Raw genomic sequence first — 25200 nt, 5'->3', positions numbered from 1 at the left:
CCTTAACTTTGGCGTGTTTAATACCAAGTTTTATTTAGCTCTGTGTTACAGTCGCCCCGTCAGTTTGCTGCAACGATTTTCGTTTTAGCATCCAGCCAATCGCAAACACAGCTAAGGCACAGAGCAAGAAGACCATCCGTCCCCAGAGCGGGTTAGGGATCAGCATCATTGCCAGTAGACCTATCCCCATTGTCATTACCATTGAGCCCAATTTATGACGCTGTTCAGCGTCTACTTGGTCATGGCCTGCTTCAGAAACGATTGGCGTCTCTACATCAGCAAAGAAGCTATCGGTTTCTTGTTTTATCGCGTCTTTTTCTTCGCGGTAGAACAGCGATGAACCAATGAAGAAGCTTGAGGTGACCAACAAGTGTGCTGCAATTGTTGCGGCAATACGGATCTCACTTGCTTCACGGCGAGTTAGTTCTTCAATGCCGAACCAACCGGCAATCATGTCAGCGCTGATCACGTTGCTCATCATCCAAGAGACAACCATACCTACTAATACGGTAGCCCACGGTGCCCAACTAGGCGTACGTTTGATCAGCATACCAAAGAAAAGTGGAATCAACAGCGGTACCTGCAACATGGTAGAAACCGACATCATCAGCTCAAACAAACTCATATCTTTCAGCGAGCTAAAGAACAGTGCCACGAAGATAACAAAAATACCGCTCGCCATACTCATCACCTTACCGACATGCAATAGGTGGGTATCGCTCATCTGTTTACCTTTACCAAAATATGGCTGGTAGAGGCTGCGGACAAAAATACCAGAGTTACGGTTTAGCGCCGAGTCCATCGTCGACATCGTGGCAGCAAACAGGCCGGCTAACAGCAGACCGACAGTACCGACAGGCATGGTATTCTTCGCCATTACGAGGTAGACCGCATCTGCAGCTTTTGCACCCAGTTGCGGATACTCAGCAGTAGCGTCAGGGTAGAGGATTGCTGCAGCCCATGGCGGAATAAACCAGATGATACTACCAAGGCCCATCAGTACCGTTGCCAGTAGCGCGGCTTTACGGGCATGAGAGGAGTCCTTGGCGTTTAGGAAGCGATAGGAGTCCTGCATGTTGTTGATGCTTTGCAGTTGTTTGACCACAAAGAAAAAGAAAGCACACACCAGCAGCAATGGGTAGTTCATTTCAGGGCCCATCACAAAACTTGTCGGGAACTCGGTCACTATGGTCGAAGGGCCTCCCACAGCAATCAGTGCCACAATTGCACACGCGACAGAGACAATCGCGACCACCAAAGTTTGGATAAAGTCTGAGGCAACGACACCCCAAGCCCCGGAAATCACCGAGACTAATAGCACTGCCAGCCCCGTCACTACGATAGTGGTATAGAGGTCTGAGTTGAAAACTGCACTGGCAAAGACACCGAGGGCATTTAGCGAAACCCCAGCATTAATAAAGCTGAAGATAATCAGGGTCCAAGAGAAGAACTTCTCGTTGTGGGTGCCGAAGCGACGGCGTACACCTTCAGTCGGAGTATCGACCCGCATTTGGCGGAAACGGTGCGAGAAGTAGAGGTAGCCGACAAAGTAGGCGATGGCGTTGGCCAGGAAGACCATAGTAACGGTAAAACCATCGTTGAACGCCTTACCAGCAGCGCCGGTAAAGGTCCAGGCCGAAAACTGGGTCATAAAGGCGGTTGAGCCTACCATCCACCACAGCATCTTACCGCCGCCTCGGAAGTAGTCACTGGTAGAACGGTTAGCGAGTCGTTTAAAGGCAAAGCCTATGCCAACAATCAGGGCAAAATAGCCGAGGATCACAAGGTATTCATATATCATCTGTCTAACTTTCCTAATGGGGTACAGTCAGGGCTAATTTTCTGCCTGCTATCCGGCAGGCAGATCAATTAACAAGTCAGTTGTTTCACTTAGATAAATGCAGGTATTACCAATGCCACAGAGTGCCATCTTCCAGACGGCTCACTGGCAGGTATGAACGTTTGTATTCATGTTTGGCCGCTTCTTCTTCATCGAATTCAACTCCAAGCCCCGGCGCATCACTGACCATGATCATGCCGTTTTCTAGCTTCATCTCGTGCTTGAAGATCTTCTGTGAAGCCTCGTTACCAAAGCCAACAAATTCTTGGACGCCGTAGTTGTGCGTTGAAATATTGAGGTGCATATGTGCCGCAAAACAGATAGGCGACAAATCAGGTGCACCGTGCGGAGCGGTGCGAACATTGTAAATAGCAGCAAAGTCAGCGATCTTCTTCATACCAGTGATCCCGCCTGCATGAGTGGCAGCTGCGCGGATGTAGTCGATCAGTTGATTTTGGATCAAGTCTTTGCAATCCCAGATGGTATTGTAGGTCTCACCGAGTGCCAGAGGCGTTGTAGTATGGTGACGAATCAACTTGTAGTTATCCTGGTTCTCAGCAATAGAGGCATCTTCTAGGAATAACAGATTGTAGGGTTCAAGCATCTTGCCAAGTTTCGCTGACTCAATCGGCGTCAAGCGGCTGTGGACATCGTGGCAGAACTGGGCGCGGTTACCGAAACGCTCTTTTGCTTTGGCAAATAGCTCTGGCACCAGTTCAAAATACTTAGGAGTTGACCATTCCTGCTCTGGTGGCAGTGGGCGGTTTCCTTGTAGTTCAAAGTAATCTTTACGATCACCTAGCACACCGTAGGTCTCGCTAAGGCCGGGGATCGCCGTCTGTAGTCGGATCGCCTTAAAGCCCTGTTCAATATACTTTTCAGCAATATCGAGCGTATCTTCAATGGTTTCGCCGTTTGCGTGGGCATAAAGCGTAACACCAGTACGGCATTTGCCTCCTAGAAGTTGGTAAACCGGAAGGTTCGCAACCTTACCTTTAATGTCCCAAAGAGCCATATCAATCGCTGCGATGGCAGCCATGGTAATTGGACCTCGACGCCAGTACACGCCCATGTAGAGGTACTGCCAAATGTCTTCAATCTGGTGAGGATCTCGCCCAATTAAACAAGGTCTCACATGCTCCTCTAGATAGCTGGCTACTGCCATCTCACGGCCATTTACAGTAGCGTCCCCGAGCCCATAGACCCCTTCGTCAGTGATCACTTTGACCGTAACAAAGTTGCGGCCAGGGTTGGTTACATACACTTTAATGTCTTCAATTTTCATCATTGCTCTCCGTAAATCGGGGAAGCGCCACTTTATGAACGCTATAGTAAATCGGTTTGGTAAATCGGTTTACTTAGTATGTTCGATGATCATATGGGTAAAAGTCAAACCGGTAAGTGAGATCTAAACGACACTTTTGAAATGATCTGGAAGATCAGTGGAAGATAGTGTGGAAAAGAGGGTGGGTAGAAAAGGGAGTACTGACCAAGTTTGGCTTAATCTCTTAACACGATGGTGCGAGCAGCGATTAAGAAAGTAACGGTTTAATTTTCTCACTTGTAATTTTGATATTTGATTCTGTTGGGGCCGCTAGGTTCTTTTTTGGTTGGGCAGCTAACTTTTTTTTGCCCTTTATGCGTTGACATGATCAGTGGCATGATTAAAAGTGAAGTCTCTTGTCATTTAAAGTTCTGGGTCTTCATAGAATGTTTTTTACTCAAAAGATAAAGCGCATTATCGCCAAAGTAAGTCTATGTACTGTCGCCATCGCTTCTCAGTTTAGTGCATTCTTTAATCCAGAGAGAATCATTGGCTACCCGTTTAATTTTCTTTCTTATAGTGGAAAGTTTGATACTTATACTTTTTTTTGGTCTAGGTTTGTTTACTCATTTATTTTTTGGGTTTTCATAATTTATATCTTCCTTGCAATCATGCAACGGTTGCTTTCAGACTCTACAGCATAACTCTCCAATTTCATTGAGTAAGACGATAGGCAACTAGACGAAGTTCAAAAATAACGGTTTACAATTGAGTATCCTTTTTAGGTATATATAGCCCAAAAAGGATTGAGTTCTAAGGGGCGATAAATTGCCACGGTTGCAGCATTAACTGCAATGAGAAATTGTGCACCACAACTGGAAGTTCATCTGCATGCTGCCCTAAATGTTGGGTGTTCCGAAGCTGAGCTAAAGGAAGTCATATTGCAGATATCAGTCTATGTAGGTTTCCTGGCGGCATTAAATGGAATGTTCTCCCTAAAAGAAATCGTACTAGAACGAAGCAATACATAATTACTAATGGTTTTTAGCATGGGCCATAAATCGTTTGTGCCTCATTGTGCTCTAGCGCTTTTTCTTTGCACTTTACGAATGGTTAGTTGGTAAGCGCGGCACGATCCTACGTTGTACGCTTACAATTATTCATATTCTTCAGTTGCCCTCACAATTCATGCTACTTCTATTCACTGCGACTAGGGCAGTGTTCTGTTTTTTTTGAGCCATCAAAAATAGTGCCGCGATAGGAGGTATTAATTCATTTCTTGAGCAATTAATTTTCGTCGCCTAGTACAGTCATCTAAAAACTAAACTGAACTTTAAATATAAGTGTCACCCTAGGTTCATAGAGGTCATTTAGCATCCACTCTCTACTTATTGTTATATTTAACAGGTACATGGAAAGAAATGATGAATAAGACACTGCTATCGTTAGCGATTGTTATTGGCCTAGTGGGTTGCAACTCTTCAAGTTCTGATAACGATGATACGTTTGATTTACGTATTCTACATATCAATGATCATCACTCTAAGCTTGATGCAACAGGTCCGGTTGCTTTGACTTTAGGTGGAGTAAAAACTGAAGTAGAGATTGGTGGTTTTCCTCGCTTGGTAACTAAGTTTAATGAGCTTCAAAATGACTCTACTCTGCGACTTCACGCTGGCGATGCGATAACGGGTACCATGTTCTATAGCTTATTTCGTGAGGAATTACCTGACGCACTTATGATGAATCAAGTGTGTTTTGACGCTTTTGCATTGGGTAACCATGAGTTCGATGATGGTAATGAGCAACTAGCACATTTTATTGAAACGCTTAAGAATGGTGAGGATGCATGCGGTACAGAAGTACTGGCTGCAAATATTGAAGTACCATCTACAAACCCAATTTATGGTATCTATGACCCATACAAAGTCTTTGATGTTGCAGGTCAGCAGGTAGGTGTTATTGGTATTGATATTTCAAGCAAAACTCAAGCATCATCTTCTCCATCTGCTGATACTGAGTTTTTTGATGAGGTTGAGACCTCTCAACGTTACATAGATATATTAAAAGAGCAAGGCGTAGATAAAATTGTTCTTTTAACTCACTACATGTATAGCAACGACATCGCGATGGCAAAACAACTAACTGATGTTGATGTGATTGTAGGCGGTGACAGTCATTCGCTGCTCGCGGATAGCGAGCTTCACACTGAAATTGGATTTGGTACTACTGATGGTGAGTATCCGACAGTGGTTCAAAATGCTGACGGCAACGATGTATGTATTGTCCAAGCTTGGGAAAATGCGTTAGTGCTCGGAGAGCTTAATGTGAGCTTTAATGAGCAAGGTAATGTTACTCAATGTTCAGGCACACCACACCTTCTTCTTGGTGATGAGTTTATTAATCCGTCGGAAGATAGCGAGGGTGTTCATACAGATGAAGAACTTGACGCGATTAATCAATACATCGCAAGTAAAAATGAACTTAGTTCAGTTGAAAAAGATACAGTGACTGCTGAAAAATTAGCCTTCTATAGTGATCAAGTCGATGAAAAGATGAAAGAAATTATTGGATACAGTGTTGCGCTGCTTTGTAACGAGCGTACACCGGGATCTAACCATTCATCGGGTGCTTTGTGTGTTGAAGGTAGCGAGGAGCGAGAGTTCATGAATCAACATGGTAGCATCATGGCGAACGTGGTTTCTGAAGCATTTGTTGATATGTCTATTCGTTCTGACATTGCCATTCAAAATAGTGGTGGTGTTCGTACCACAATTGCAGAAGGTGATGTTTCCGTTGGTCATGCGTTCAATGTATTACCGTTTAGCAACTACCTAGTTAACCTTGATATGACAGGCCAAGAAATTGTAAACACGATTGAAGATGCGATTGATAACGTCGTGGTTAATGATTCGAGCGGTGCTTTCCCTGCTGCGGCAAATCTACGTTTTGACGTAGATATGAATGCAGAGAAAGGACAACGTATCACGGATGTTCAAGCTCGTCGCAAGTTGGAAGACGGTACATTTGGTGAGTGGCACGACATCGAATTGACTGAAATATATGTCGTCGTTACTAACGATTTCATTGCGGCCGGTGGTGACCGTTATGACTCGTTTGTCCCCGTTTACGAGGATGATAGTCGACGTGAAGATACAGGGTTGCTTTACACCGACTCTCTGATTAACTACATCAAGAAGCTGGAAGATAATGGTGAGACATTGGATCGTCCAGATGTAAGCGAAATGTCAGTACAGAGTTTTATTGCTTTAAACTAGGACTGCTTTGATACCACGCTGAAAAATGGAAAACGCCCAAGCGATCACAGTTACTTGGGCGTTTTACTGCCTTTGTTTTGAGATGCTCTTTTGACATTAAGAAGTTTTGTTGAGCGAGAGTGAGTCAGTATTCATTGCAAGGCTCTCGCTTTGCCGTGCTTACCTTCTCGAGTTGATTTGGCCAATCGATAAGAGGTTTTGAAATGCCTCAGATTATCCGTTAATTACTAATTTAGCAAAAGCTGTAACTCGCTAATTTTGTTCAGTTCCGTGCTAGGAATCATGCTGGCAAGCTTCTGCTCTGTTCTTTTTTAGTTAAAGATATTAATAGCATAACAAAGTCTTTTAACGGGATAGATTTTCTCATCACAAGACTATCTACAAACGTCAGGCCTTTCCACTGACTTGGTGGCTATTCACTTACCCTCATAGTGAATTACCTATTCAGGTTAAGAAACAGTCCAATATGTCGCAATCTGCTCCTTACCAATCTCAGACCGAGGTATCAATAACTCACACTTATTTCATTCTCTATGGCGCCTGTCCTTTCAATTTCAACCTAGTGGTCAATGACCTAACTGCAGTGCTCAAAGCGGTGATCGCCAAGCTTATTTGGTTTATCGCCACGGAACTACCAGCCTAAGGCTCTCAGTTTAATGATTGAGGCGATATTGCAGGCTGCCGAAACGCAAAACCATTCATCCTTTCTCAATACCATTCACTCCGCATAACTGCCATTGGTCGCATGTAAAAGCAGCGTGCGATCTTCTCCCTTAATCTGAAACCATCAAATCACGCTCAACTAAGGACAGTACATGATGGTTTCTCAATCTCGCTCAATCAAAGCTCTTAAACTGGCAAGTATGTTTATCGCCGCATTTGCACTCAGCAGCAATTTGGCTCTGGCTAACCCGAGCGAGCGCACACTCAGCCAATTCAATCAAGCAGCGCAGGGTGACTCTGGCTTAGTTGATACTGTTTACGGCAACTTATCCAAACAACTAGAAGAGCAGGGTGCAACGCCAGTGACCTTGGTTTATTTGGGCAGTGCTGAGACGTTGCAAGGTCGTGAGGCGTTTATGCCTTGGAACAAGATGAAGTTCACCGAGCGCGGTCTTGCCACAATCCAAAAAGGCTTGGATTTAATGGCGAATCAGCCACTGTTACTTCAAGAACAACAACGCTTACAAGGCTTACCGGAATACCAATTAGCAACCGCCATGGCAGCCACTACGTTTACCTCTCTGCCAGACATGTTCAATCACTTTGAGCGTGGTTACGAGCTGTACCTTTCTCTGCTTGATGAACCGAGTTTTAGCCAACAACCTTTCGCTGCTACTTCATGGATATACCGTTATGCCATTGAAGCGGCACTGCGAGCTGAGGATGTTCAACAAGCCAAAACATGGTTAGTGCAAATGGAGCAAATGGGTGATAGCAACCTAGAAACGCAAACCGCGAAATCGCTGCTAGCCAAGTATTAGGGAGGCGTCATGATCGTTTTTAATCAACTTAGCCGCGATTACGCCCTTGGTAGCCAAACTGTGCGTGCATTGCGAGACGTCTCTGGTGAAGTGTTTGCCGGCGAAATGGTGGCTCTGTGTGGACCGTCTGGATCAGGCAAAAGCACCTTACTCAACGTGCTTGGCATGCTGGATACTCAATACCAAGGACAGGTGATATTTGCAGGCAGCCCATACCCAACCGGACAAATGCAGGCTGCGAAAATGCGCCGTGAAAAGCTTGGCTTTGTGTTCCAGAAATTCAACCTTGTACCTGTGATGACAGCGTTGGAGAACGTGGCTTATCCGCTGCATCTCAACGGGTTTTCAAAAGCAGAACAAACCGAGCTCGCCACACAAATGCTAGAACACGTCGGCTTGGGCGAGTTTATTCATCACATGCCCGATAACCTATCTGGTGGTCAGCAGCAGCGTGTGGCAATTGCGCGCGCCTTAGTGCACAAGCCAGCATTGGTGATTGCTGATGAGCCAACCGCAAGTCTTGATAGCCAAACTGCCAACAGGGTTATCGATATTATGAAAGGACTTGGACACGAGCTTGGCACCACTTTTATCGTCGCCACACACGATCCTCGTATGGCATCCCGCTGTGAGCGCACCATTGAGTTGGTGGATGGCAAAATTACCCAAACGCACGCAAGTGTGGAGGAGGTTTCATGGGCAAGCTAATTCCTGTTTCGGTTCGGCTTGCTTGGTTGAATCTGCAACGCAATCGCCGTCGCAGTTTATTGTCGATGCTGATCATTGCCATTGCCGTGTTTGCGTTAACCAGTGCGGGTGGTTTTGGTCTGTACACCTACGACAGTTTAAAAGAGTCGACAGCGCGTGACACGGGGCATCTGACGTTAACCACGCCGGGTTACTTCGCTAAAGAAGAAGAGATGCCACTGAGTCACGGGTTAACTCATGCAGACGACATCACCAAGCAATTGATTGGGTTGAATGAAGTGCGAGGTGTTCAGCCACGAGTTGAATTCAGTGGTTTGATTTCCAACGGCAACAAGTCATCGATCTTTATCGGCATTGGCGTGAACGAACGCGAATTCGATATGAAAGGACCGTTTTTAGATGTGCGTGAAGGGCAGACGTTGTCCAACATTCATGCATCGCGTTATGACCCAGCAGAGCCGGAAGTGATGCTCGGCGTTGATTTGGCGAACAATCTAAGCGTGCACGTTGGCGATTGGATTACCTTGTTGGCGACCACAACCGACGGTGCTTTGAACGCGTATGACTTCAAAGTGCGTGGCATCTATTCAACCGGCGTACCAGACCTTGATAAACGGCAGTTGTACGTGCACATCAACAGTGCGCAATCATTGTTGGGCTCAGGCAAAGTCAGTGCGTTATCTGTCTTCCTGTTCGATACCGGTTTAACCAACCAAGTCGAGCAACAAATGGCTTTGGTTCTGAGTAAGCAAAAACAGAACTTTGGCGATCAAGATATTGAGATTACGCCTTGGCAAGAACGTGCGTTCTTCTATCTCAAGGTGAAAGATTTGTACGACCGCATCTTCGGCATTATGGGTGCAGTGATGGCACTGGTGGTCTTTGTTGCGCTGTTCAACACCATGACCATGTCGGTCACCGAGCGCACCCGTGAAATTGGCACCTTGTCGGCTCTTGGGAGCTACCCTCGCGAAATTATTGCTGGGTTCTTGCGCGAAGCAGGGTTACTTGCGGTGATTGGCAGCTTAATCGGCGCTTTGTTTACGGCGCTAGTGACCGTCTTACTGATGGTCGTGGATGTGCAAATGCCGCCACCGCCAGGACGTACAGAAGGTTATCCATTGACGATTTACTTCTCTTGGGATCTGGTGGCTATAGCAGGATTTGCCGTATTGATGATTTGTTTGGTTGCGGCGTTTTTCTCTGCGCGCAAAGGGGTGAACAAGCCAATTACGGAGGCACTGATTTATGTTTAATTTCAAATCACTATTACCAATTGCACTGCTGACGGTAAGCGGCATTGCAAGCGTGAATGCCAGTGCGAATGAAACACCGCTAGATGCAAAGCAAGTCGCGCAATTGATTGAAAAAGCCGACAGCTACCGCTTGCAAGATGATTCCTCCAAAGTGGTGTCACTGGTGCGCTTATATCAAGACCAAGAGTTAGATAAAACTCGCCTTTACCACGTGTACACGCGTCCAAATCGTGAATCGTTGGTGGTGTTCAAATCGGCGGTTGAAGCTGGGCAAAAGATGTTGATGATGGGCGATAACTACTGGCTGCAAATGCCGAAGAGCCGCCGTCCGATTCGCATCACGCCAATGCAAAAGCTGCTTGGTGAAGCGTCTATCGGCGACATCTCAACCCTGACGTGGAGCAAAGATTATCACGGTGAATGGAAAGCGACAGAAACCGTTTCGGTGAAAGGAGAAAGTGTGGCCGCTTATCATCTTGCTTTAACCGCGAAAACCAAAGGGGCGAGTTACCAAAAGATCGACTTGTGGTTGTCTGAGCAAGATGCGTTTCCAATCAAAGCCGATCTTTATTTGCGCTCTGGCAAACTCGCCAAGCAAGCGCAATACGGACGTGCAACCGACAACGGCGAAGACTACGTCAGTGAGATGACTTTGCTTGATAGCATTCAGCCTAGCAAAAAGACCGTTATCGAGTATCAAGAGATCGTGCCTTGGCAACTAGATAACAAGTTCTATAACCCAAGCTTTTTGCCGAAAGCCAATACGACCCAGCTTTAGCATCAATTCCGTAAATAGAACCATGTAAACGGGCAAGGAAGTCACATGAAATCGCGTCAGCCTAACCTTAACAAAAGTACCATTCTGTTGATTGCTGCCTCATTGTGTGTGGGCGCGTCAGCCTCAGTTTTTGCCAATGATGAACTGAGTTTTGAGTGGGATTGGGCTGTCAGTTACGAAACTGCCAAGCAGCGTGATAGCGTGTTTATGCAAGCGCAGGGCAGTTCTCGTGATTCACTCAATGCGCTGCTGGATGTACAGGCGAACTATCAAAACTTCAGCGGCTTGTTCGCCCTGTACAGCCAAGGTTTGTATCTCAATCAACAAGGAGAGAGTGAGTGGTGGAGTGAAGCTGATAACCAACTGCTGATTCGAGAGCTTGCGTGGCTAGGGGAATGGCAAGTCGGTGATACCACACTTGATGTGAGTTTGGGTAAGTTGCGCGTTGATTGGGGTGTCGGTTATGGCTACCGACCTTTGGATCTGTTTAAACCTTATCGGCAAAACCCTGTTGGCTTAGTCGCAGAAGAGGGCGCGGGTGTATTTTCACTCTCACACTACGATATGGCAGGTGAATGGACGGTGATTGCGACTGATTCAAGCTGGGGGCAACAAGACCAAAGTTCACTTGATCAAGCCGCAGAGCAGCAAGGTGTTGGTATTCGCCGTTATGCGCTGGTGGGTGACACAGAGTATCAGCTGATTGGTTATTACGATGATGTGCGCCGAGGTTTACTTGGAGCCAGTGCCATTGCCGTGTGGGATGAGTCCATTGCCATACACGGTTCAATGCTGTGGCAAAAGCAAAGTGTCGGCTATCAGTTTCAGCAGGATGATATTTACCAACCCGTTTCGGTTGAGGAGCAGGGCAGCGCATTCCAAGCCTTAGTTGGACTGAATTGGGCAAACCAAGCTGGACACAATGTGATCGCTGAATATTGGTACGACAGCCGTGCATGGTCGAAAAGCGAATGGCAACAAGCAATAGAACGTGGAGAATTACTCTCTCAAATTTCCGCTCCCAATACGTCTCTGCTTGCAACAAGTTATGCCCAAGGGTTTCAGCATGCCAATATCGTTCAGCATAACGTAATGCTGCACTGGAGTTGGGATGTGGAAGCATGGGCTGCATGGAGCGGCAAAGCGGATATGGGGTGGTTAAGTGATGTAACACCCACGTTGGATGTGATGTTGTCGCCGCAAGATGGCGGTGTGATTGTCACGCAGTGGCTTAATTACCAATGGATTGATACCGGCGATCAAAGTGTAGAAGTGGAAGTTGCCGCACGCTTTTTAAGCGGAGACGACCAATCTGCTTACGCACAAATCAATGATAAGCATATGATTGTATTTAATATCAAAGGGAAATTCTAAATGTGTTCAGCAAAATCAGCAGTGAAGAGTGGATGGTCGCGTAGCTTATTCGTGACAACGGCCTTTTGTCTCTTTATCGCAGCAATGACGTTCTCTGTTTGGGGCGGTCCATTCTACATCCATGTGTTGGTTAGCTTTGGATTTGGCTATTCGGCTATCTTCTTCTCATGGCTTGTCGATCGCCTGTTTCCTACCATTCCTCGTTTGGCGGAAGTAGCTATTTCGCTGACGGCTTGCTTATTGTTCGGTGTGGTAAGCGCCCAGTTCTGGCTCGGGGAATATTTCGGCATCTCAGGTATGCTGTCAGTTGGACTCATGGGGTTGTTATTCAGTGCCATGTGCTTTTTCTATTTCTACTCACGCGAGCAACATGCGATCGCTCAACGAGAGTTGGAAGCCATCAAACGCGAGAAAGCAGAGCAAGACCGTGCGCTGTTACTGAGTCAGTTAAAGCAGATGCAAAGCCAGATTGAACCGCATTTCCTATTTAATACCTTGGCGAATATCAGCGCTCTTATGTCGCAAGATGTCGATAGAGCCAAGTTGATGCTCGAACAGTTAACCGCACTTTTGCGTGCAACGCTCAAAAGTTCACGCGAAGAACGCACCACCATAGACAATGAAACGGCGTTAATTGAGGCTTACTTAGGCATTCAGCAAACCCGTTTGGGTGAACGACTCAGTTACAAGATTGAGGTGGAAGAGGGGCTAGGTAGAACCGAGTTACCGCCGATGATGCTACAACCCTTAATAGAAAACGCCATCATCCATGGTATTGAGCCGAAGCGAGAAGGCGGCGAAGTCAGTTTGTTTATTAAGCGTGAACACCAGAACTTACAGATCGAAGTCAGAGACACTGGCGTTGGCTTGAATCACGTTAGTGGGCACATGGGCTCAGGCGTAGGTCTAAGTAATCTCAAGCAGCGTATTGAAGCTCTGTCCGCAGAGCAAGGAGAGGTTTCTATCAGTGAGTCTGCTCAGGGTGGCGTTTGTGTTCGCTTGACCTGGCCAATGGAATCGTAATCAAGGAAGAAAGGAATGAATAGAGAGTTTACTGCCATTATTGCTGATGATGAACCGCTATTGAGGCGTCATCTTGATAAAAGCCTAGCTGAAGTGTGGCCAGAGCTAGAGGTGATAGCCAAAGTCGCGGATGGTGAACAAGCGTTGCAAGCCATTGAGCAAAGCCAACCTGACATTGCGTTTCTCGATATTCGTATGCCAGTTTTGGATGGCATGACATTAGCGCAAAAACTTAATCAACTCTCCCACCCACCTTTGATTGTGTTTGTTACCGCGTACGATGATTACGCCATCAAAGCTTTTGAGCAAAATGCCGCCGATTATTTGTTGAAGCCTATCTCGGATGAGCGCCTCCTGAAGACGTGTGAAAGAGTGAAAGCTCGCCTTGCTAAGCGAGAGCAAGAAAGTAGCAATGTGCAGATGAGCAGCCTATTAGAGCAGCTGCAACGATTATCCGCTCCACAAACGCCGCAATTTCTTCAGTGGATCAAAGCGACGCAAGGGGAAGATATTCATCTGATCGCCACGTCTGATGTGTTGTATTTCAAAGCGGAAGAAAAATACGTTTCTGTGTATGCCCAACAAGGACAAGGCAAAGTGCAGGAGTATTTGATTCGCACATCGCTGAAAGAGTTGATAGGGCAGCTTAACCCAGAACAGTTCTGGCAAGTGCACCGTTCAAGCGTGGTACAAGTGTGTAAAATTAGCAAAGTAAACAAAGACTTTGCTGGTAGAATGTTTGTTCACGTTGGAGAAAGCAAGCTCCCTGTGAGCCGTGCATCTCAAAGTTTGTTCAAAGGGATGTAATCGCTAGAACTGCTCACTCTTTATACTGTAAGCTCGCTGCTCTTAACCCACATTATCAAGGAAGATAAATGACTTATCGTGTAACCCTGTTAAATGCGATGGGAGAGTTGTCTCCAATCTCTGAGTATTTGCATCAGAAACTTGAGGATCTGAGCTCACATTTTTCTTGTTACTTTGATTTAATTGACTGCTCTCCCACCTGAAGGAGGAGATTCTAGAGCAGGCCGCAGAAGTCAGCAACGACGGCTCGTTAGAGCCTGATACCGAAGTATCCGATGCCGATTTAAGGGGGGTATCTAGCAACATGCCGCCAGTCAGACGGACTATACCGTTCCGGCGCATAGGCACGGGTCGGTGATACTTTACCACCGATGGGGGGATCATAGCGCCAGCTTTAATCCTTCCATCGTGGTGTTGTTTATTCAAAAAGTTGGTTGCACCAACGTTATCTCAGATTCCTACAAAGTTGCATTGTTCATTTTTGCATTTGTAGCTCCGAACACTGTATTTATAAACAGTGTAGTCGAGCACCCTGATTATGTTGTCAATCGGTTTATTGCTACGCAATAACGGCTATCCATCCCCCACCTGAAGGAAGGGGTTTTCCGCCGATGTTGGTAAGGGTAACGCACTCTGATTAATAGCAGGACAGACACCGTTAACTCATTAAGGGAATACCGATTAAATAGCCATGTAAAAACATCGCAAAGGTGCCGTAAACAATCGTTCCAAGCACTATGACTATCACGTCATTCACCCAAGAGGTCTTCAAAGGCGAGACGACTCTCTGATGGCGTTTCCTCATCGAAATTAGATCGACAGTGGCCCACACTAAGAAAGATCCAAATAACAAGATATCGGCTAAATTACCGTTAACTAATAAATGAGAAAATGCCCAAAAGATTACTGATAACAACTGTGGATTTTTTGTGACTGCTTTAATTTTTCCAGGAAAATAGGGAGCAAAAAAGAGGATAAATCCGACTAGCATAAACAGATAAACTAGTGGCCTTAAAGATTGATATCCAACATAAATAACGCTTGTGTCAGTCCTGAGTGCACCGAAACCTGTAACAATAAGATAGATACCCAGAAAAGACAGCAAAGAATAAACGGCTTTGTACACGGTTTCACTTTTCTTTACGAACTTCTCTCGATATAGCGGTGTGATGATTGAAATCGAGTGAATACCAAGAAACAATACTAAGCCAAGTAGTAAGCTAAACATTCCGTTGCCTCATAACTTAAATTGATGTAACACCTATCTTATAGAAAACATTACAAGTAGAAGAAAAAATAAGTCAAATGATGCTTTGATGAACTGAGATGTCAACCAGGTGTAACTCCGAATGGGCTAGCATTGAGCGATCACATAATAGTGTTCTTGGTATATGCGCTATTTGACTTCTGTGATGTTGATTTTCGACGAGCTGGTATCAACCAAGAAACTCCACTCTTTATCAAACGCTTCTACGAGAACTGCATATTGATTGGGATATCCTTTAAGTGGTGCTGATTTCAGGCTATCGATGTAAGCTGCTGGTACAGAATATTGACGCTCCAAGTACCGTTTTACTTCGATAAAATGTGTGTTTTTCATTGCCGATTATTTCCTAGTGAATCTCAAAGTGGTTACTCGCAGCTTCGTTATAACTATCTAGCTTCATTTGGTTTATTCCCTGTCTATGGGATGTTGGTCATGCATGCTAAGATCATTGAAGAAGCAAGAATGGCGAGGGTAACTGAAGTATATGAATATTTTATGTACTAACTTGCCTGAATTAATAATTAACTGATAAGAATTATGGAATACTCCCTAAACGGATAAGAGCAGAGGTTTGTTACGATTGCAGTTCTTTCGATAAATTTTCAGTATAGTTGCCCCAATCTTCCTGCTCTTCATCGCTTAACTAACTTACACTGTCGTGTTCACTGCATTTCCTTTCAGCGTTGATTTCATCTGCTCGTTATAAATAAGAGGGGAGTAAAAGTGATTCAATATGACTAAGCTGATGTTGGTGGATACGAGAGAGCTAGATCATGATTTTAAACGCGTAAGTAGCTTGGATTTATCTATTGCATGCTGCCTCTGATTTCGACCTCGAGAGCAAAAATAAGCAAGTCTAATCAGATGAAAGACTTGCTTAAGGCTGCATTTTAACTGTCTTTTCTTCTTGGCCTTGGAGGGCTTGGCTTCTTTATTGCCTGAAATAATCGGTCTAAAACACGCCATTTTTCTAATCGTGTTTGGTCCGTTTCATTTCTTGTGCGTTGCCAGTAACCGATAACCTGTTTTCGTCCTATTCGTTCTAACTCACCATGTGCTGAGGGCTCATGCCTAAAAATATCATTCAGGAGATTGAGTAACCGTCTGTATTGCTTTTTGCGATATTTTTTTGCTCCTTGACGACGATAGACACCAAAGTGAAAGTCGATAATTTTTTTAGATTCTGGTGACATATCTACCCCAAATAACTGTTGGTGACATCAATACGGCCATGGCCGAGTTCGTTTGATATTTGCAAGCGTACCGCGTGGTCAAGGGCTTTGGCTTCCGATATTGATATTGATAGTTGTTGTGAGATGTATTGGTGATGGGCTTTACCATGCTCAATGCCGGCACGAACAGGGCTTGGTAAGCCTGACAGTTTTTCGTATCGGTCATTGGCATAGGTGTGCCTTTCTCCATGGAACCCGGCCATCTTGCCGCGAATTTCGTTATTCGCGGCTTCCCGGTAATCTTTGAAGGTCATGGATGGTGGGATCATCGATTTATCCTCCCCCTGAATTTGTGCTGCTACTTTCAAGGCTTCCATTTGGTTTGGGGATGTAATCGGTACCTCTCTTGGGCGACCACCTTTTGTGCCATCTATGATTCGAACGGTCCCATGGCTCTTTGCTTGTTTGAGAATGTTATTCGCATTGATTAAGCAACTTTCTTTGAATCTCAATCCCAAGGTGCGTTGCAGGTCGAGTTGGCTGGCCAGTCGTTCTGAGACCTTAGCTTTTATTGCCATGTGTTTATCATCGTCAACGCTTTTATCTTTGGTTGCGACAAAAGTACGGCCAGGCAATCCGGCTTCTTTTCCTGTGACTCTGCATACTTCATCTTGCCTCGCCTGACTCATCGCTGAGTTGATGGCACTGAGCGCATTTTGGGCTGTGGAGGCGCTGATCTCCCCTTGGTCATAACGCTCTACAAGAACGTTGGCATAGGCGGCGACATGGCCATGCTCAATTTTGGCCAGTTGGCGGATCCCATGCTCTTTAAACAAATAGGATGTGAATTGTTTTATGTGTCCATGGTTGGTTGCCACGCTCTTATAGCTTTGCCCTAGTTCTATAAGTGCATTTTTCAGCGCCAAATCCATGCGTCGATTACCCAAGTTAAAATTGGGCGTGTTTAAATTTCTCATCATCAATCCTCCATAACATATTCGACTTCTATCTCTTTTCTCTTATCCAACCCCTGATGTTGGCAAGCCTTTCGGCGGAATCGGCCAGTGCTAAGCAAAATTTAATGCCCCTAAGGGCCACCAGAAAGTGAAGTCTGCATCTTCTCGTGTCGTACTAACGACTGCGCTTTCCTGTATGAGTGGGGGAGGGGTAGTTAAAGCGACACCCACGCTTTTTCTATCAATCGGTATTACCCAGAAACAACTGCCTTGTGGTGGCCTGAGGGGTATGTTGCGTCTCACCATACGGTGGCCAACATCCACTATCACAAGCGCCGAACTGTCTCTAAAACGGGCTATTTGAGGGCGAACTTTATTTCACTTCCGCCTGAGTAGTTATTGGAAAAGAGCTGAAAGTTGCGTCCCGCCTGCGGCGGGTTTCATTTCAGGACCTACGGTCTAGGTGTATATACTTAAAGCGCAGTCAAGAGCACTAACACGTTGGCTGTTTGGAATAATGGTGGAGTTTATGACGCTGAAAGTATCAAAGCGTCTATTCAAGATGATGATTGAGTGATTGAAACGAATCAAATTATTGGATTGCTTACGGGTTCATTTTGTTGTGGTGTGCGAAGACACCGCAAAGAGATTGCAGGTATTGAAAGCAAGATAGATTGGTTGAGTGTGCTTAGAGTAAATTTTGGGCGCAACGAGGACGCATTATCTTGATGCTGCATCACATGATGCAAATTGGAGCTGCGTCATACAGCTAAGGATTAGAGTGGGCCAGGAACCCCAGATTTCACCTGGCAGGTGGGGCTTTATATGCAATCGATGCATTATTAGTCTCTATAATGCAGCTTTGATAAGGTGGTGTCAACCTTACATTTCTAACGTGTAAAACCTTCCTTAGGGAGGTTGGCTTCACGCTGTTTAGCCTCTTCCATTAATAATGGCTGCCGTTAACAGTTGCTAGCCGCAACGGCGCCAGAGATAAAACCGCAAGGGTTCTATGGCCCAAGATACGGGATTTGGGGCCCCTGCGCTACACAAAACATCCCCAAAATTCGTCAATGCCGCGCTGGCTCAGCAGATTTGGGATTATTCTGAAGATATTACGGGTGTTCGCTACCCAACCGGCGTGCCCGCTTGAGCACCCCGCCCAAAATAGCGTCGCTGATATGGTGGGGAAAATCATCAGGCAAAGGTGCACGCACGCTCTCAACAGCTTCTGGAGCACGATCGCGGAATTCATCCAAGATCTGCTGCATCGTTGACTCTGAAAACCCCACCGCCCGAGCCGTGGCCAAGAAGTGACGGGGGAACAATGAATACCATTTATAGTGACGGCCGGATTCACCATACAGGCCCATGGCCATCTTGGCTTTTCGCTCCGACAACTCCTTGCCACCCATCACTGGGTAAACAGATAAAATATCGTACAAAGGTGTCAGCCTGAAGGCACCGCCGGGCAAAAGAAATACTGAGAAATTCTTGGCATGGCCATCGGTCGCCGCGAGTAGCCAGAATAGGACCTGAGCGCGCATGAATTCACGGCGATCGGCATCTGGCTGTTCCGAAGCCAGAAGATAACGCATAATTTCTGCAATACCTGGGCCGCCATCGACCTCGTATTTACGACCCGGAGAGACATTGAGTACCTGGCAAAAATCTTCTTGCGGCAGGCGCATGATCCACAGGCCATCTTTGGATTCACGGCGATCAAAGCGCGACACAGACAACGCCCTAACATCGCTCACATTCAGCATATCGACCTCGGCAACCGCCAACCCGAACGCTTTGGCAAGGCGAAGGCACACCAGTTCATTCTCGACACTCTCGGCAAGATCGATGGTATAGGAATGGCTTTGGATCTCGCCAATCGGTAACTTGATGATATGGGTGGTCGGGGTGCTGCCCTGCGGTAGGCACCAGGTGTTATCCCTGCGTAGCAAGGCGGTTTTTTCCTGGGCACCAGCTAGGGATATACGAAAGTCATCTTCTTCGGCAATCATGCCTAGCGGGGCATCACTTTGGTAACCCTTGAGGATGCGTACCAACGCACTGTCATCCAGCGGCTTGCAGCTAATGTGCCGTACATCGCCAGGATTGGTGTCCAACGGGTAGATCTGCAATGCGCCGACGCTGTCGAGGCCGATCTTGGCCAGCAAATCAAATGGCTGACTGGATTTGGCCTGATGTCTGGCAACAATGCGTTGGCGGATCTGCATATTGTCCGGCAGCAGGTTATCGAAAAAGTTATAGACTGCCTCGCCATGAAAAGGACGCCGGCCAAGTGGCAGCGACAACGAAATAGGTCGCGCCCCGGGAGTATCAAGCCAGCTTGGTGAATAGTGAAAGCGGTGGGCACCGGTGGGGGACTGGTGCAGTATGCCTACTTCGTAGCCATTCATCGCCACCATCCTAAATGGCTAGGGTACTCCCTGCGAAGCAGCAGGGAGGGGAATAGCCAAAGATGCGCAGCATCTTAATGCGGCCTATCCTGTTGCTCGATGTATTGTTTGATCACCGTTAATGGCGCACCTCCGCACGTTCCTGCGAAATAGCTACGACTCCAAAGAACGTTTTTACTAAATGCGCCAGCCACATCATTAAACTCTCTGCGTATCCTACGTGAGCTAGTTGCTTTGAGTGAATTAACTAACTTTGCGACACTTGGTGTCTTCGGTGATGTTGAAATTAACAGGTGAACGTGGTCTGACTCACCGTTGAACTCCTTCAACTCTGCATCAAATGCCAGACACAACTCTTTGAATGTAGCTTCTAAATTTTGCAGGTGTAATTCACCAAAGACCTTGCGCCTATATTTGGTGATAAACACGATATGCAAGTGCATTGAATAGCAACTGTTCCGCCCTTTGTTGACATTGCACACTGATATTGATCTTACTCACTTAAGTTCATATTATGTAGGTATTATACGTAAGCACACCGATTTGTCATGTTGATACGCAAAGCCTATAAATTCAGATTAGAGCCTACTGCCGATCAGGTAGCTAGGCTTGCTGTGCTTTGCGGTCATGCTCGGTTTGTGTGGAATCAAGGCTTGCGTCACTGCTTAGACAAGCTGGATGCTGGCGAAAAGATCCCAAGCGCCTTTGAGCTTAATAAGCTAGTGACCCAGTGGAAAAAGCAAGAAGATCTAGCGTGGCTCAAGGAAGCCTACACCGATAACTTGCAGCAAAAGCTAAAAGACTTACATGGTGCGTGGATGCGTTGCTTTGATAAATCTCTGGCGGCTGAAAAACCTCGGTTTAAGAAGAAAGGCAAGAACCAAGACTCGATCCGATTCGTCAACTTCAACAAGTATTGCCTGCTTGAAGGCAATCGTGTGAAGTTGCCTAGTAAGCTAGGTTGGGTGAAGTTCCGTAAGTCTCAAGAGGTGCAAGTAGCAATTAAAAACTGCACAGTGAGCTTTAAGTCGGGGTACTGGTATATATCCTTTCAGGTTGAGCAAGAAATAGCTGAGCCAAAGCATATTTCCACATCTGCCGTGGGTGTTGATGTTGGCATATCAAAGTTTGTTGCGCTATCTGACGGTTCACACCTAAAGCCGCTTAACGCTTTTCGTAAACATGAGAAGCGTCTTGCTACGGAGCAGCGCAAGTTAACTCGCAAGGTCAAATTCTCTGCCAATTGGCAAAAACAAAAGGCGAAAATTCAGAAGCTGCACACTCGTATCGCCAACTGCCGCAAGGACTACCTTCACAAATCATCTTCCGAGATCAGCAAGAATCACGCAATGATAGCGATAGAGGATTTACGGGTATCAAATATGTCCAAGTCAGCGAAAGGTAATTCAGAGGAGCACGGCAAGAACGTCAAGGCCAAATCAGGACTCAATAAGTCAATCCTAGATCAGGGTTGGTATGAGTTTAGGCGACAACTTGAGTATAAGCAGCAATGGAATGGAGGCATCGTTATAGCTGTCCCAGCGCAATACACAAGCCAAACATGCCCTTGCTGTTGTCATGTGTCGAAAGATAACCGCCAAACTCAAGCGCACTTTGAATGTGTTGAGTGTGGTTACACCAACAACGCAGATATTGTTGGTGCATTAAATATATTAGAGCGGGTACACCGCTTGTTAGCCTGTGCAGTGAGTGGTGCAACAATGCCGCCAGCAGCAGGAACTAGTCACTAAAGCAATTTAGTGTGCACCCAGTAACAGGGAATCCCCCGCCGAAATAAGCGAAGCTAGGCGGGGGAGGATGTCAATTACCACTCCTCATTCCATTGTTCGCTGTTGGAGTTAGATTGTTCACCGCGCGGGCGGACTTCCAATTCCAGATCGAGCGCCGCAAGCAATTTAAATAAGGTATCAAGCCGGGTGCCTTCCGGTGCATTTTCGAACTTGGATACTGTGTCCTGCCGGATCCCTACTTTTTGGGCGGTATTCGACTGTGATAAGCCTTGTTCTTTGCGACTTTCTTGCAGTAAATGACTGAGTTGGGTGGCAGAAGTAACTTTCATTGCGAACCTTTTAACACGCGATAACCGTTAAAAGTGATTTTACACGGTATAGCCGTTAAGTCTAGCTTTACACGGTATGGCCGTTAATTTATTCAAAACAGAGAGCAATTTTGAACAAAAATAGGGCGTAATCTCGCATGCTTTAGCGGCGAGTCAAGCCCTTGGTGAAAACAGATAAAAATGATGACAAAAATGGTTGTCATTAAAATACCACAGCTGTATATTTATCCAGCACTCTATTGGAGATAACCCTCTGTCAATTCGTGGTTTTAGCATCAACATCAGTGAGCGTCTTACGCCAAGCCAAGCGCAATTCTTTGCGCAATGGGTTGGCGCTGCGAACGTGATGCGCAACCAGAAAATCAGTGAGTTCAAATCACTGATTGCGGCAAATGACAGTGAAGAATTTCCAACTTTTACTCAAGGCTATGCTGACATTAAGGCTATTCCTGAGCTTTTCTTTTTGAGGGATATGCCTGTCCAGCTCTTACGTAACGCTGCCACCGAAGCCTATCAAGACACGGTGAAAGCAAAGAATCAGTTGGCAAAATTCCCTCGCATTAAAAACAAATATAAGAAACGCAGCGTTGTGATCACTAAAGAGCTTTTCAAGTTAGAGCCTTTTGGTGATGGTTCAATGCTTACCATCGTGGAACATGCGAAGAAAAAACCTCGCAAGGTCTTTTCTATTCGCCTGCCGCACAAGCCTGAACAACTTTCTAACCAATTTCGCATCAGCCGCCAAGGTCGTAGGTTTTCGCTCTCTGGCAGCTTCAATGACGGTAATAAAGAGCGAAAGATTGAGCAAATCCTTGCTGACTACGCCCACCTCTCTGAGTCAAAACTTTACGATAAGATCACTGGCGTTGACCGTGGCATCGCTCTGCACTTGTGCAGCAGTGATGGTTACGCTGTTAAATACTCACCAGAGGAAGTGGAGCGCAAAAAGCAACGAGCCAAGCGAAAAGCGCGCTACCAGCGCATTTTAGCTCGTAAGAAGCGGCTGAACGGCAACAAATCCAAGCGATGTGAGTCGAAGCGACAGGAAAAATTGCAGCGCAAGATTTCTCGCATAGATGCGAAGAGTGCTGATTGTCGGAAGAATCACAACCACTGTATTTCTAAAAAGCTCGTAGAGGTTTCACGAGACATTATTGGTCTGGAAAAGCTTAACCTTAAAGGTATGACACGAAAGGCGAAGCCTAAGCGTACTGCCTCTGGTCGCAAGTTTGTAAAGAATCATGCTAAGGCTAAAAGTGGGCTTAATCGTTCACTACTCAATGTCTCTCTGGGGCAGTTAGCGACATTTATTGAGTATAAGGCGTTGGATGCTGGCAAGGTTGCCATTAACGACATCAATGCCGTAAATAGCTCAAGAGAGTGTAGTTGCTGTGGCAGCTTAAATACTGCACGCCCAACCCAAGCCGAGTTTATTTGCTTAGATTGCGGCAACAAACAAAATGCGGATGAAAATGCTTCATTCGTACTTCGTAAACGCACTGTTACTTACATTAAAGAGGAAATGTTTGCCGAGACAGCAAAAACTCGTAAGAAAGTGGTTCATCGAAGGCAGAAATTGGCAGCATAGCTGCCACTGGCGTAAGTTCTGGCGTCAGTATAAAAATCAGGATGGGTAGATGTTGTTCTTTTTAGGGCTTCCCTAAGCTTGCTTGGCTGAAATAAGACTTCCAACAGGGAGCAAACATCGCTAAAGAAGCCCATTTTACAACAATGATTGACAACGATTATCGTCATCAATCGGGAAACTCGGTACTTTAGTGCCGAGCAGTTCATTGAAGGAAAATACAAGCTTGATGCTTGGATCAGGGCCATAGTTAAGCGTACTCCCACTAACGCTGTTATTGCTTTAGAAGCTTGTGCTGTCAAAACCTGGGGCCCTGAAACACGTTTCTGGACAGAAATGAGCTAGAGCAAAAAATCTAATCATGGGGTTCAATATAAGAAAAAGTATCTCAAACCATTTTAGGTTTGATGTTCATAACCCCATAATCAGTTTATCTTGGCTAACAGTTCCAAACTGTCAGTTTTTTACACTAAAGTGTGTTTTTAGATTTGTTGAGCATGTTATCGGGATGAATCAAACCTAAAAAATTAACAGCAGAATCAACCCCATACAAGGATATTTTCTTTCAGGAAGTCTGATGAAAGTGTCAGTGTTTTTTACATTCGAATACTGGATGTAAACCTCCCCCTAAAATAGGGAAAAAGATGAGTCAATCACTACATTGTTGACTCAGAAGTGAGAAGAACTAGGGTAAAGGCAAAGGTTTTGTAAGGTTCCTCAGAGAACGATTATGGATACGTTTATTTAGGTGATTAGTCTGTGCAGCATGAAAGTTGAGATTGATTTTCTCTGTTTTACTCCAAGTATCAACAAGCCAAATAGGAATAAGTTGATAGCTGATGGTTCAGGTACGTCGGCAGCTTCTGACCATACTGCAAACACTTCGAATACACGAGTTTCTGATCCTTGATTGTATAATCCATTACCAACACTATCAGAGAAAGATGAGGAGCTAGGATAGTTACTTACAGTCGTGGCCCGAATCGAACTACTGGTTGGAAAAAATGTGTCATACGGAGTCCAAATTACACCGTAGTCTAAGACTGTTGAAGCCTCAATACCTGCAACAGAAAATGGGTCTGAATCAAACAAGCCTAAGGGAGAATCTAATAAAACTTGGTCTAATAACGCTCGAGATGCCTGAAGGGCACTATTGCTGGTTGTGAATAAGAAGTCAGTTTCTTCATCACATCCATCAAATAAATCGACACACGTCCCATCTAAGAAATCTACATCATATAGGTTACCATCCACTTCCACACTTAGCGCTCCTGTCAACTGGCCACTCCCATTAATCTGGAGAATGGGGGTGGCATGTGAGAAGTGGCTATACGTCACAAACAATAAAAGAAGTACGATTTTAGTTTTCATTGTCATAACCAAATCTGATTGGGAGCGTTGCTTCGTACTGAAGCAACAAATATGCCAAGCATTAGATTCAATGTGTTAGGAGCAAAATAAGTGCCCACTGTAAAATATTCCGACAGATAATCTAATGTACATTATGGGGCATAACCCTTTCAAAAATGACAATACCTAAGTCAAAACAGAAAGTTAAAATTCGAGGAGAGTTTCTTCGTTTGATGCGAAGACAAATAGCTCAGTGTAATAAAAGTTAACAATGAAGAATCCTTTTAAACACTCATCACATTTATTGCCTGTTGATGTGATTACAGTAATATGGTTGGTTTTTAATCAAATAGAGAGATGTTGATTAGAAAATATAGGCTGCAAAGAGTGTGGCTCATTTTGCTCTACAGCCCCAAGAACACGAAATGGGGCATTTCTGAGTTACGAAGTGGTGCCTAAGAAGGTTCTGGACATATATGGACGCCCCTGTGATTGCAAGAACTGATTAGATACGGCTCGCTGACATATATCCGACGTCTTAGGGAGCTCCTGATGCTCGCGCCA

Annotated in this window: 21 protein-coding genes and 2 pseudogenes; 12 read left to right on the top strand and 11 right to left on the bottom strand. The window is 45.5% G+C overall.

All coding sequences use genetic code 11. The annotated features are described in order from the left end of the window. Positions 1-34: 34 nt before the first annotated feature. A complete protein-coding gene (locus BIZ37_RS09280; RefSeq protein ID WP_187461258.1) occupies positions 35-1801 on the bottom strand; it encodes a sodium:solute symporter family protein in 1767 nt (588 codons plus the stop codon). A 106-nt stretch (positions 1802-1907) separates the two neighbouring features. Next, positions 1908-3128 (bottom strand): D-mannonate dehydratase ManD, encoded by a 1221-nt coding sequence (gene manD / locus BIZ37_RS09275; protein ID WP_272898731.1) that lies wholly within the window; start codon positions 3126-3128, stop codon positions 1908-1910. A gap of 734 nt (positions 3129-3862) precedes the next feature. Here manD and BIZ37_RS09270 point away from each other — a divergent pair. Then, a pseudogene (locus BIZ37_RS09270) lies at positions 3863-4135 on the top strand (carboxymuconolactone decarboxylase family protein); the annotation flags it as partial. 390 nt (positions 4136-4525) lie between these two features. Then, positions 4526-6382, top strand: coding sequence for a bifunctional UDP-sugar hydrolase/5'-nucleotidase (locus tag BIZ37_RS09265; RefSeq protein ID WP_187461257.1), 1857 nt, complete (start codon positions 4526-4528; stop codon positions 6380-6382). 56 nt (positions 6383-6438) lie between these two features. Here BIZ37_RS09265 and BIZ37_RS09260 read toward each other — a convergent pair. Next, positions 6439-6582: pseudogene (locus BIZ37_RS09260) on the bottom strand (reverse transcriptase N-terminal domain-containing protein); the annotation flags it as partial. Between the two features lie 266 nt (positions 6583-6848). Between BIZ37_RS09260 and BIZ37_RS09255 the strand changes: the two are divergent. The 8 genes from BIZ37_RS09255 (at position 6849) to BIZ37_RS09220 (ending at position 13812) form a co-directional block, all read left to right on the top strand. Further along, the gene (locus BIZ37_RS09255; RefSeq protein WP_187461256.1) at positions 6849-7025 is read left to right on the top strand and encodes a hypothetical protein; all 177 of its coding nucleotides are present in this window, start codon (positions 6849-6851) and stop codon (positions 7023-7025) included. Between the two features lie 172 nt (positions 7026-7197). Continuing rightward, a complete protein-coding gene (locus tag BIZ37_RS09250) occupies positions 7198-7866 on the top strand; it encodes a hypothetical protein (RefSeq protein ID WP_187461255.1) in 669 nt (222 codons plus the stop codon). A 9-nt stretch (positions 7867-7875) separates the two neighbouring features. Continuing rightward, the gene (locus BIZ37_RS09245) at positions 7876-8574 is read left to right on the top strand and encodes an ABC transporter ATP-binding protein (RefSeq protein WP_187461254.1); all 699 of its coding nucleotides are present in this window, start codon (positions 7876-7878) and stop codon (positions 8572-8574) included. Next, on the top strand, positions 8562-9830 hold the full coding sequence (locus BIZ37_RS09240) for an ABC transporter permease (RefSeq protein WP_187461253.1): 1269 nt from the start codon (positions 8562-8564) through the stop codon (positions 9828-9830). The genes BIZ37_RS09245 and BIZ37_RS09240 overlap by 13 nt, the downstream gene beginning before the upstream one ends. Next, the gene (locus tag BIZ37_RS09235; RefSeq protein ID WP_187461252.1) at positions 9823-10608 is read left to right on the top strand and encodes an outer membrane lipoprotein-sorting protein; all 786 of its coding nucleotides are present in this window, start codon (positions 9823-9825) and stop codon (positions 10606-10608) included. The genes BIZ37_RS09240 and BIZ37_RS09235 overlap by 8 nt, the downstream gene beginning before the upstream one ends. Positions 10609-10653: 45 nt before the next feature. Then, positions 10654-11982 (top strand): hypothetical protein, encoded by a 1329-nt coding sequence (locus BIZ37_RS09230; protein ID WP_187461251.1) that lies wholly within the window; start codon positions 10654-10656, stop codon positions 11980-11982. Next, on the top strand, positions 11983-13005 hold the full coding sequence (locus tag BIZ37_RS09225) for a sensor histidine kinase (protein ID WP_187461250.1): 1023 nt from the start codon (positions 11983-11985) through the stop codon (positions 13003-13005). A 15-nt stretch (positions 13006-13020) separates the two neighbouring features. Continuing rightward, entirely contained in the window at positions 13021-13812 is a 792-nt protein-coding gene (locus tag BIZ37_RS09220; RefSeq protein ID WP_187461249.1) for a LytTR family DNA-binding domain-containing protein, read from the top strand. A gap of 658 nt (positions 13813-14470) precedes the next feature. Here BIZ37_RS09220 and BIZ37_RS09215 read toward each other — a convergent pair. The 6 genes from BIZ37_RS09215 to tnpA all read right to left on the bottom strand — a co-directional run bounded on the left by BIZ37_RS09215 (position 14471) and on the right by tnpA (position 20109). Next, positions 14471-15040, bottom strand: coding sequence for an NnrU family protein (locus tag BIZ37_RS09215; protein WP_187461248.1), 570 nt, complete (start codon positions 15038-15040; stop codon positions 14471-14473). A gap of 168 nt (positions 15041-15208) precedes the next feature. Further along, positions 15209-15412, bottom strand: coding sequence for a hypothetical protein (locus BIZ37_RS09210; protein WP_187461247.1), 204 nt, complete (start codon positions 15410-15412; stop codon positions 15209-15211). A 557-nt stretch (positions 15413-15969) separates the two neighbouring features. Then, positions 15970-16272 (bottom strand): hypothetical protein, encoded by a 303-nt coding sequence (locus BIZ37_RS09205; protein ID WP_187461246.1) that lies wholly within the window; start codon positions 16270-16272, stop codon positions 15970-15972. 2 nt (positions 16273-16274) lie between these two features. Continuing rightward, entirely contained in the window at positions 16275-17231 is a 957-nt protein-coding gene (locus BIZ37_RS09200; protein ID WP_187461245.1) for an integrase domain-containing protein, read from the bottom strand. A 1091-nt stretch (positions 17232-18322) separates the two neighbouring features. Beyond that, on the bottom strand, positions 18323-19621 hold the full coding sequence (locus BIZ37_RS09195; protein WP_255526716.1) for a type II toxin-antitoxin system HipA family toxin: 1299 nt from the start codon (positions 19619-19621) through the stop codon (positions 18323-18325). A gap of 74 nt (positions 19622-19695) precedes the next feature. Continuing rightward, complete coding sequence (gene tnpA / locus BIZ37_RS09190) at positions 19696-20109, bottom strand: IS200/IS605 family transposase (protein WP_187461278.1); 414 nt, start codon at positions 20107-20109, stop codon at positions 19696-19698. A 60-nt stretch (positions 20110-20169) separates the two neighbouring features. Between tnpA and BIZ37_RS09185 the strand changes: the two genes are divergently transcribed. Continuing rightward, a complete protein-coding gene (locus tag BIZ37_RS09185) occupies positions 20170-21372 on the top strand; it encodes an RNA-guided endonuclease TnpB family protein (protein WP_187461243.1) in 1203 nt (400 codons plus the stop codon). A gap of 74 nt (positions 21373-21446) precedes the next feature. Here the strand turns inward: BIZ37_RS09185 and BIZ37_RS09180 are convergent, their stop codons facing one another. Beyond that, the gene (locus BIZ37_RS09180; protein ID WP_187461242.1) at positions 21447-21701 is read right to left on the bottom strand and encodes a helix-turn-helix domain-containing protein; all 255 of its coding nucleotides are present in this window, start codon (positions 21699-21701) and stop codon (positions 21447-21449) included. A 196-nt stretch (positions 21702-21897) separates the two neighbouring features. On the opposite strand from BIZ37_RS09180, the gene BIZ37_RS09175 reads away from it, so the two are divergent. Then, positions 21898-23289 (top strand): RNA-guided endonuclease TnpB family protein, encoded by a 1392-nt coding sequence (locus BIZ37_RS09175; protein ID WP_187461241.1) that lies wholly within the window; start codon positions 21898-21900, stop codon positions 23287-23289. A gap of 741 nt (positions 23290-24030) precedes the next feature. Here BIZ37_RS09175 and BIZ37_RS09170 read toward each other — a convergent pair. Continuing rightward, a complete protein-coding gene (locus tag BIZ37_RS09170) occupies positions 24031-24657 on the bottom strand; it encodes a PEP-CTERM sorting domain-containing protein (protein WP_187461240.1) in 627 nt (208 codons plus the stop codon). Between the last annotated feature and the right edge of the window lie 543 nt (positions 24658-25200).

The organism is Photobacterium sp. BZF1 (assembly GCF_014349205.1).
Taxonomy (GTDB): Bacteria; Pseudomonadota; Gammaproteobacteria; order Enterobacterales; family Vibrionaceae; genus Photobacterium.
The sequence above is the reverse complement of the archived record's forward strand: the minus strand, read 5'-3'. Positions and strand labels throughout refer to the sequence as shown.

Excerpts from the sequence above, each read along its gene's own strand:
- BIZ37_RS09245 (WP_187461254.1), top strand. The coding sequence starts at position 7,876 with ATGATCGTTTTTAATCAACTTAGCCGCGATTACGCCCTTGGTAGCCAA.
- BIZ37_RS09280 (WP_187461258.1), bottom strand. The coding sequence starts at position 1,801 with ATGATATATGAATACCTTGTGATCCTCGGCTATTTTGCCCTGATTGTT.
- BIZ37_RS09170 (WP_187461240.1), bottom strand. The coding sequence starts at position 24,657 with ATGAAAACTAAAATCGTACTTCTTTTATTGTTTGTGACGTATAGCCAC.
- BIZ37_RS09185 (WP_187461243.1), top strand. The coding sequence starts at position 20,170 with ATGTTGATACGCAAAGCCTATAAATTCAGATTAGAGCCTACTGCCGAT.
- BIZ37_RS09240 (WP_187461253.1), top strand. The coding sequence starts at position 8,562 with ATGGGCAAGCTAATTCCTGTTTCGGTTCGGCTTGCTTGGTTGAATCTG.
- BIZ37_RS09220 (WP_187461249.1), top strand. The coding sequence starts at position 13,021 with ATGAATAGAGAGTTTACTGCCATTATTGCTGATGATGAACCGCTATTG.
- BIZ37_RS09205 (WP_187461246.1), bottom strand. The coding sequence starts at position 16,272 with ATGTCACCAGAATCTAAAAAAATTATCGACTTTCACTTTGGTGTCTAT.
- BIZ37_RS09230 (WP_187461251.1), top strand. The coding sequence starts at position 10,654 with ATGAAATCGCGTCAGCCTAACCTTAACAAAAGTACCATTCTGTTGATT.
- BIZ37_RS09195 (WP_255526716.1), bottom strand. The coding sequence starts at position 19,621 with ATGAATGGCTACGAAGTAGGCATACTGCACCAGTCCCCCACCGGTGCC.
- BIZ37_RS09200 (WP_187461245.1), bottom strand. The coding sequence starts at position 17,231 with ATGATGAGAAATTTAAACACGCCCAATTTTAACTTGGGTAATCGACGC.
- BIZ37_RS09265 (WP_187461257.1), top strand. The coding sequence starts at position 4,526 with ATGATGAATAAGACACTGCTATCGTTAGCGATTGTTATTGGCCTAGTG.
- BIZ37_RS09215 (WP_187461248.1), bottom strand. The coding sequence starts at position 15,040 with ATGTTTAGCTTACTACTTGGCTTAGTATTGTTTCTTGGTATTCACTCG.
- BIZ37_RS09225 (WP_187461250.1), top strand. The coding sequence starts at position 11,983 with ATGTGTTCAGCAAAATCAGCAGTGAAGAGTGGATGGTCGCGTAGCTTA.
- BIZ37_RS09250 (WP_187461255.1), top strand. The coding sequence starts at position 7,198 with ATGATGGTTTCTCAATCTCGCTCAATCAAAGCTCTTAAACTGGCAAGT.
- BIZ37_RS09210 (WP_187461247.1), bottom strand. The coding sequence starts at position 15,412 with ATGAAAAACACACATTTTATCGAAGTAAAACGGTACTTGGAGCGTCAA.
- BIZ37_RS09235 (WP_187461252.1), top strand. The coding sequence starts at position 9,823 with ATGTTTAATTTCAAATCACTATTACCAATTGCACTGCTGACGGTAAGC.
- BIZ37_RS09255 (WP_187461256.1), top strand. The coding sequence starts at position 6,849 with ATGTCGCAATCTGCTCCTTACCAATCTCAGACCGAGGTATCAATAACT.
- manD (WP_272898731.1), bottom strand. The coding sequence starts at position 3,128 with ATGATGAAAATTGAAGACATTAAAGTGTATGTAACCAACCCTGGCCGC.
- BIZ37_RS09180 (WP_187461242.1), bottom strand. The coding sequence starts at position 21,701 with ATGAAAGTTACTTCTGCCACCCAACTCAGTCATTTACTGCAAGAAAGT.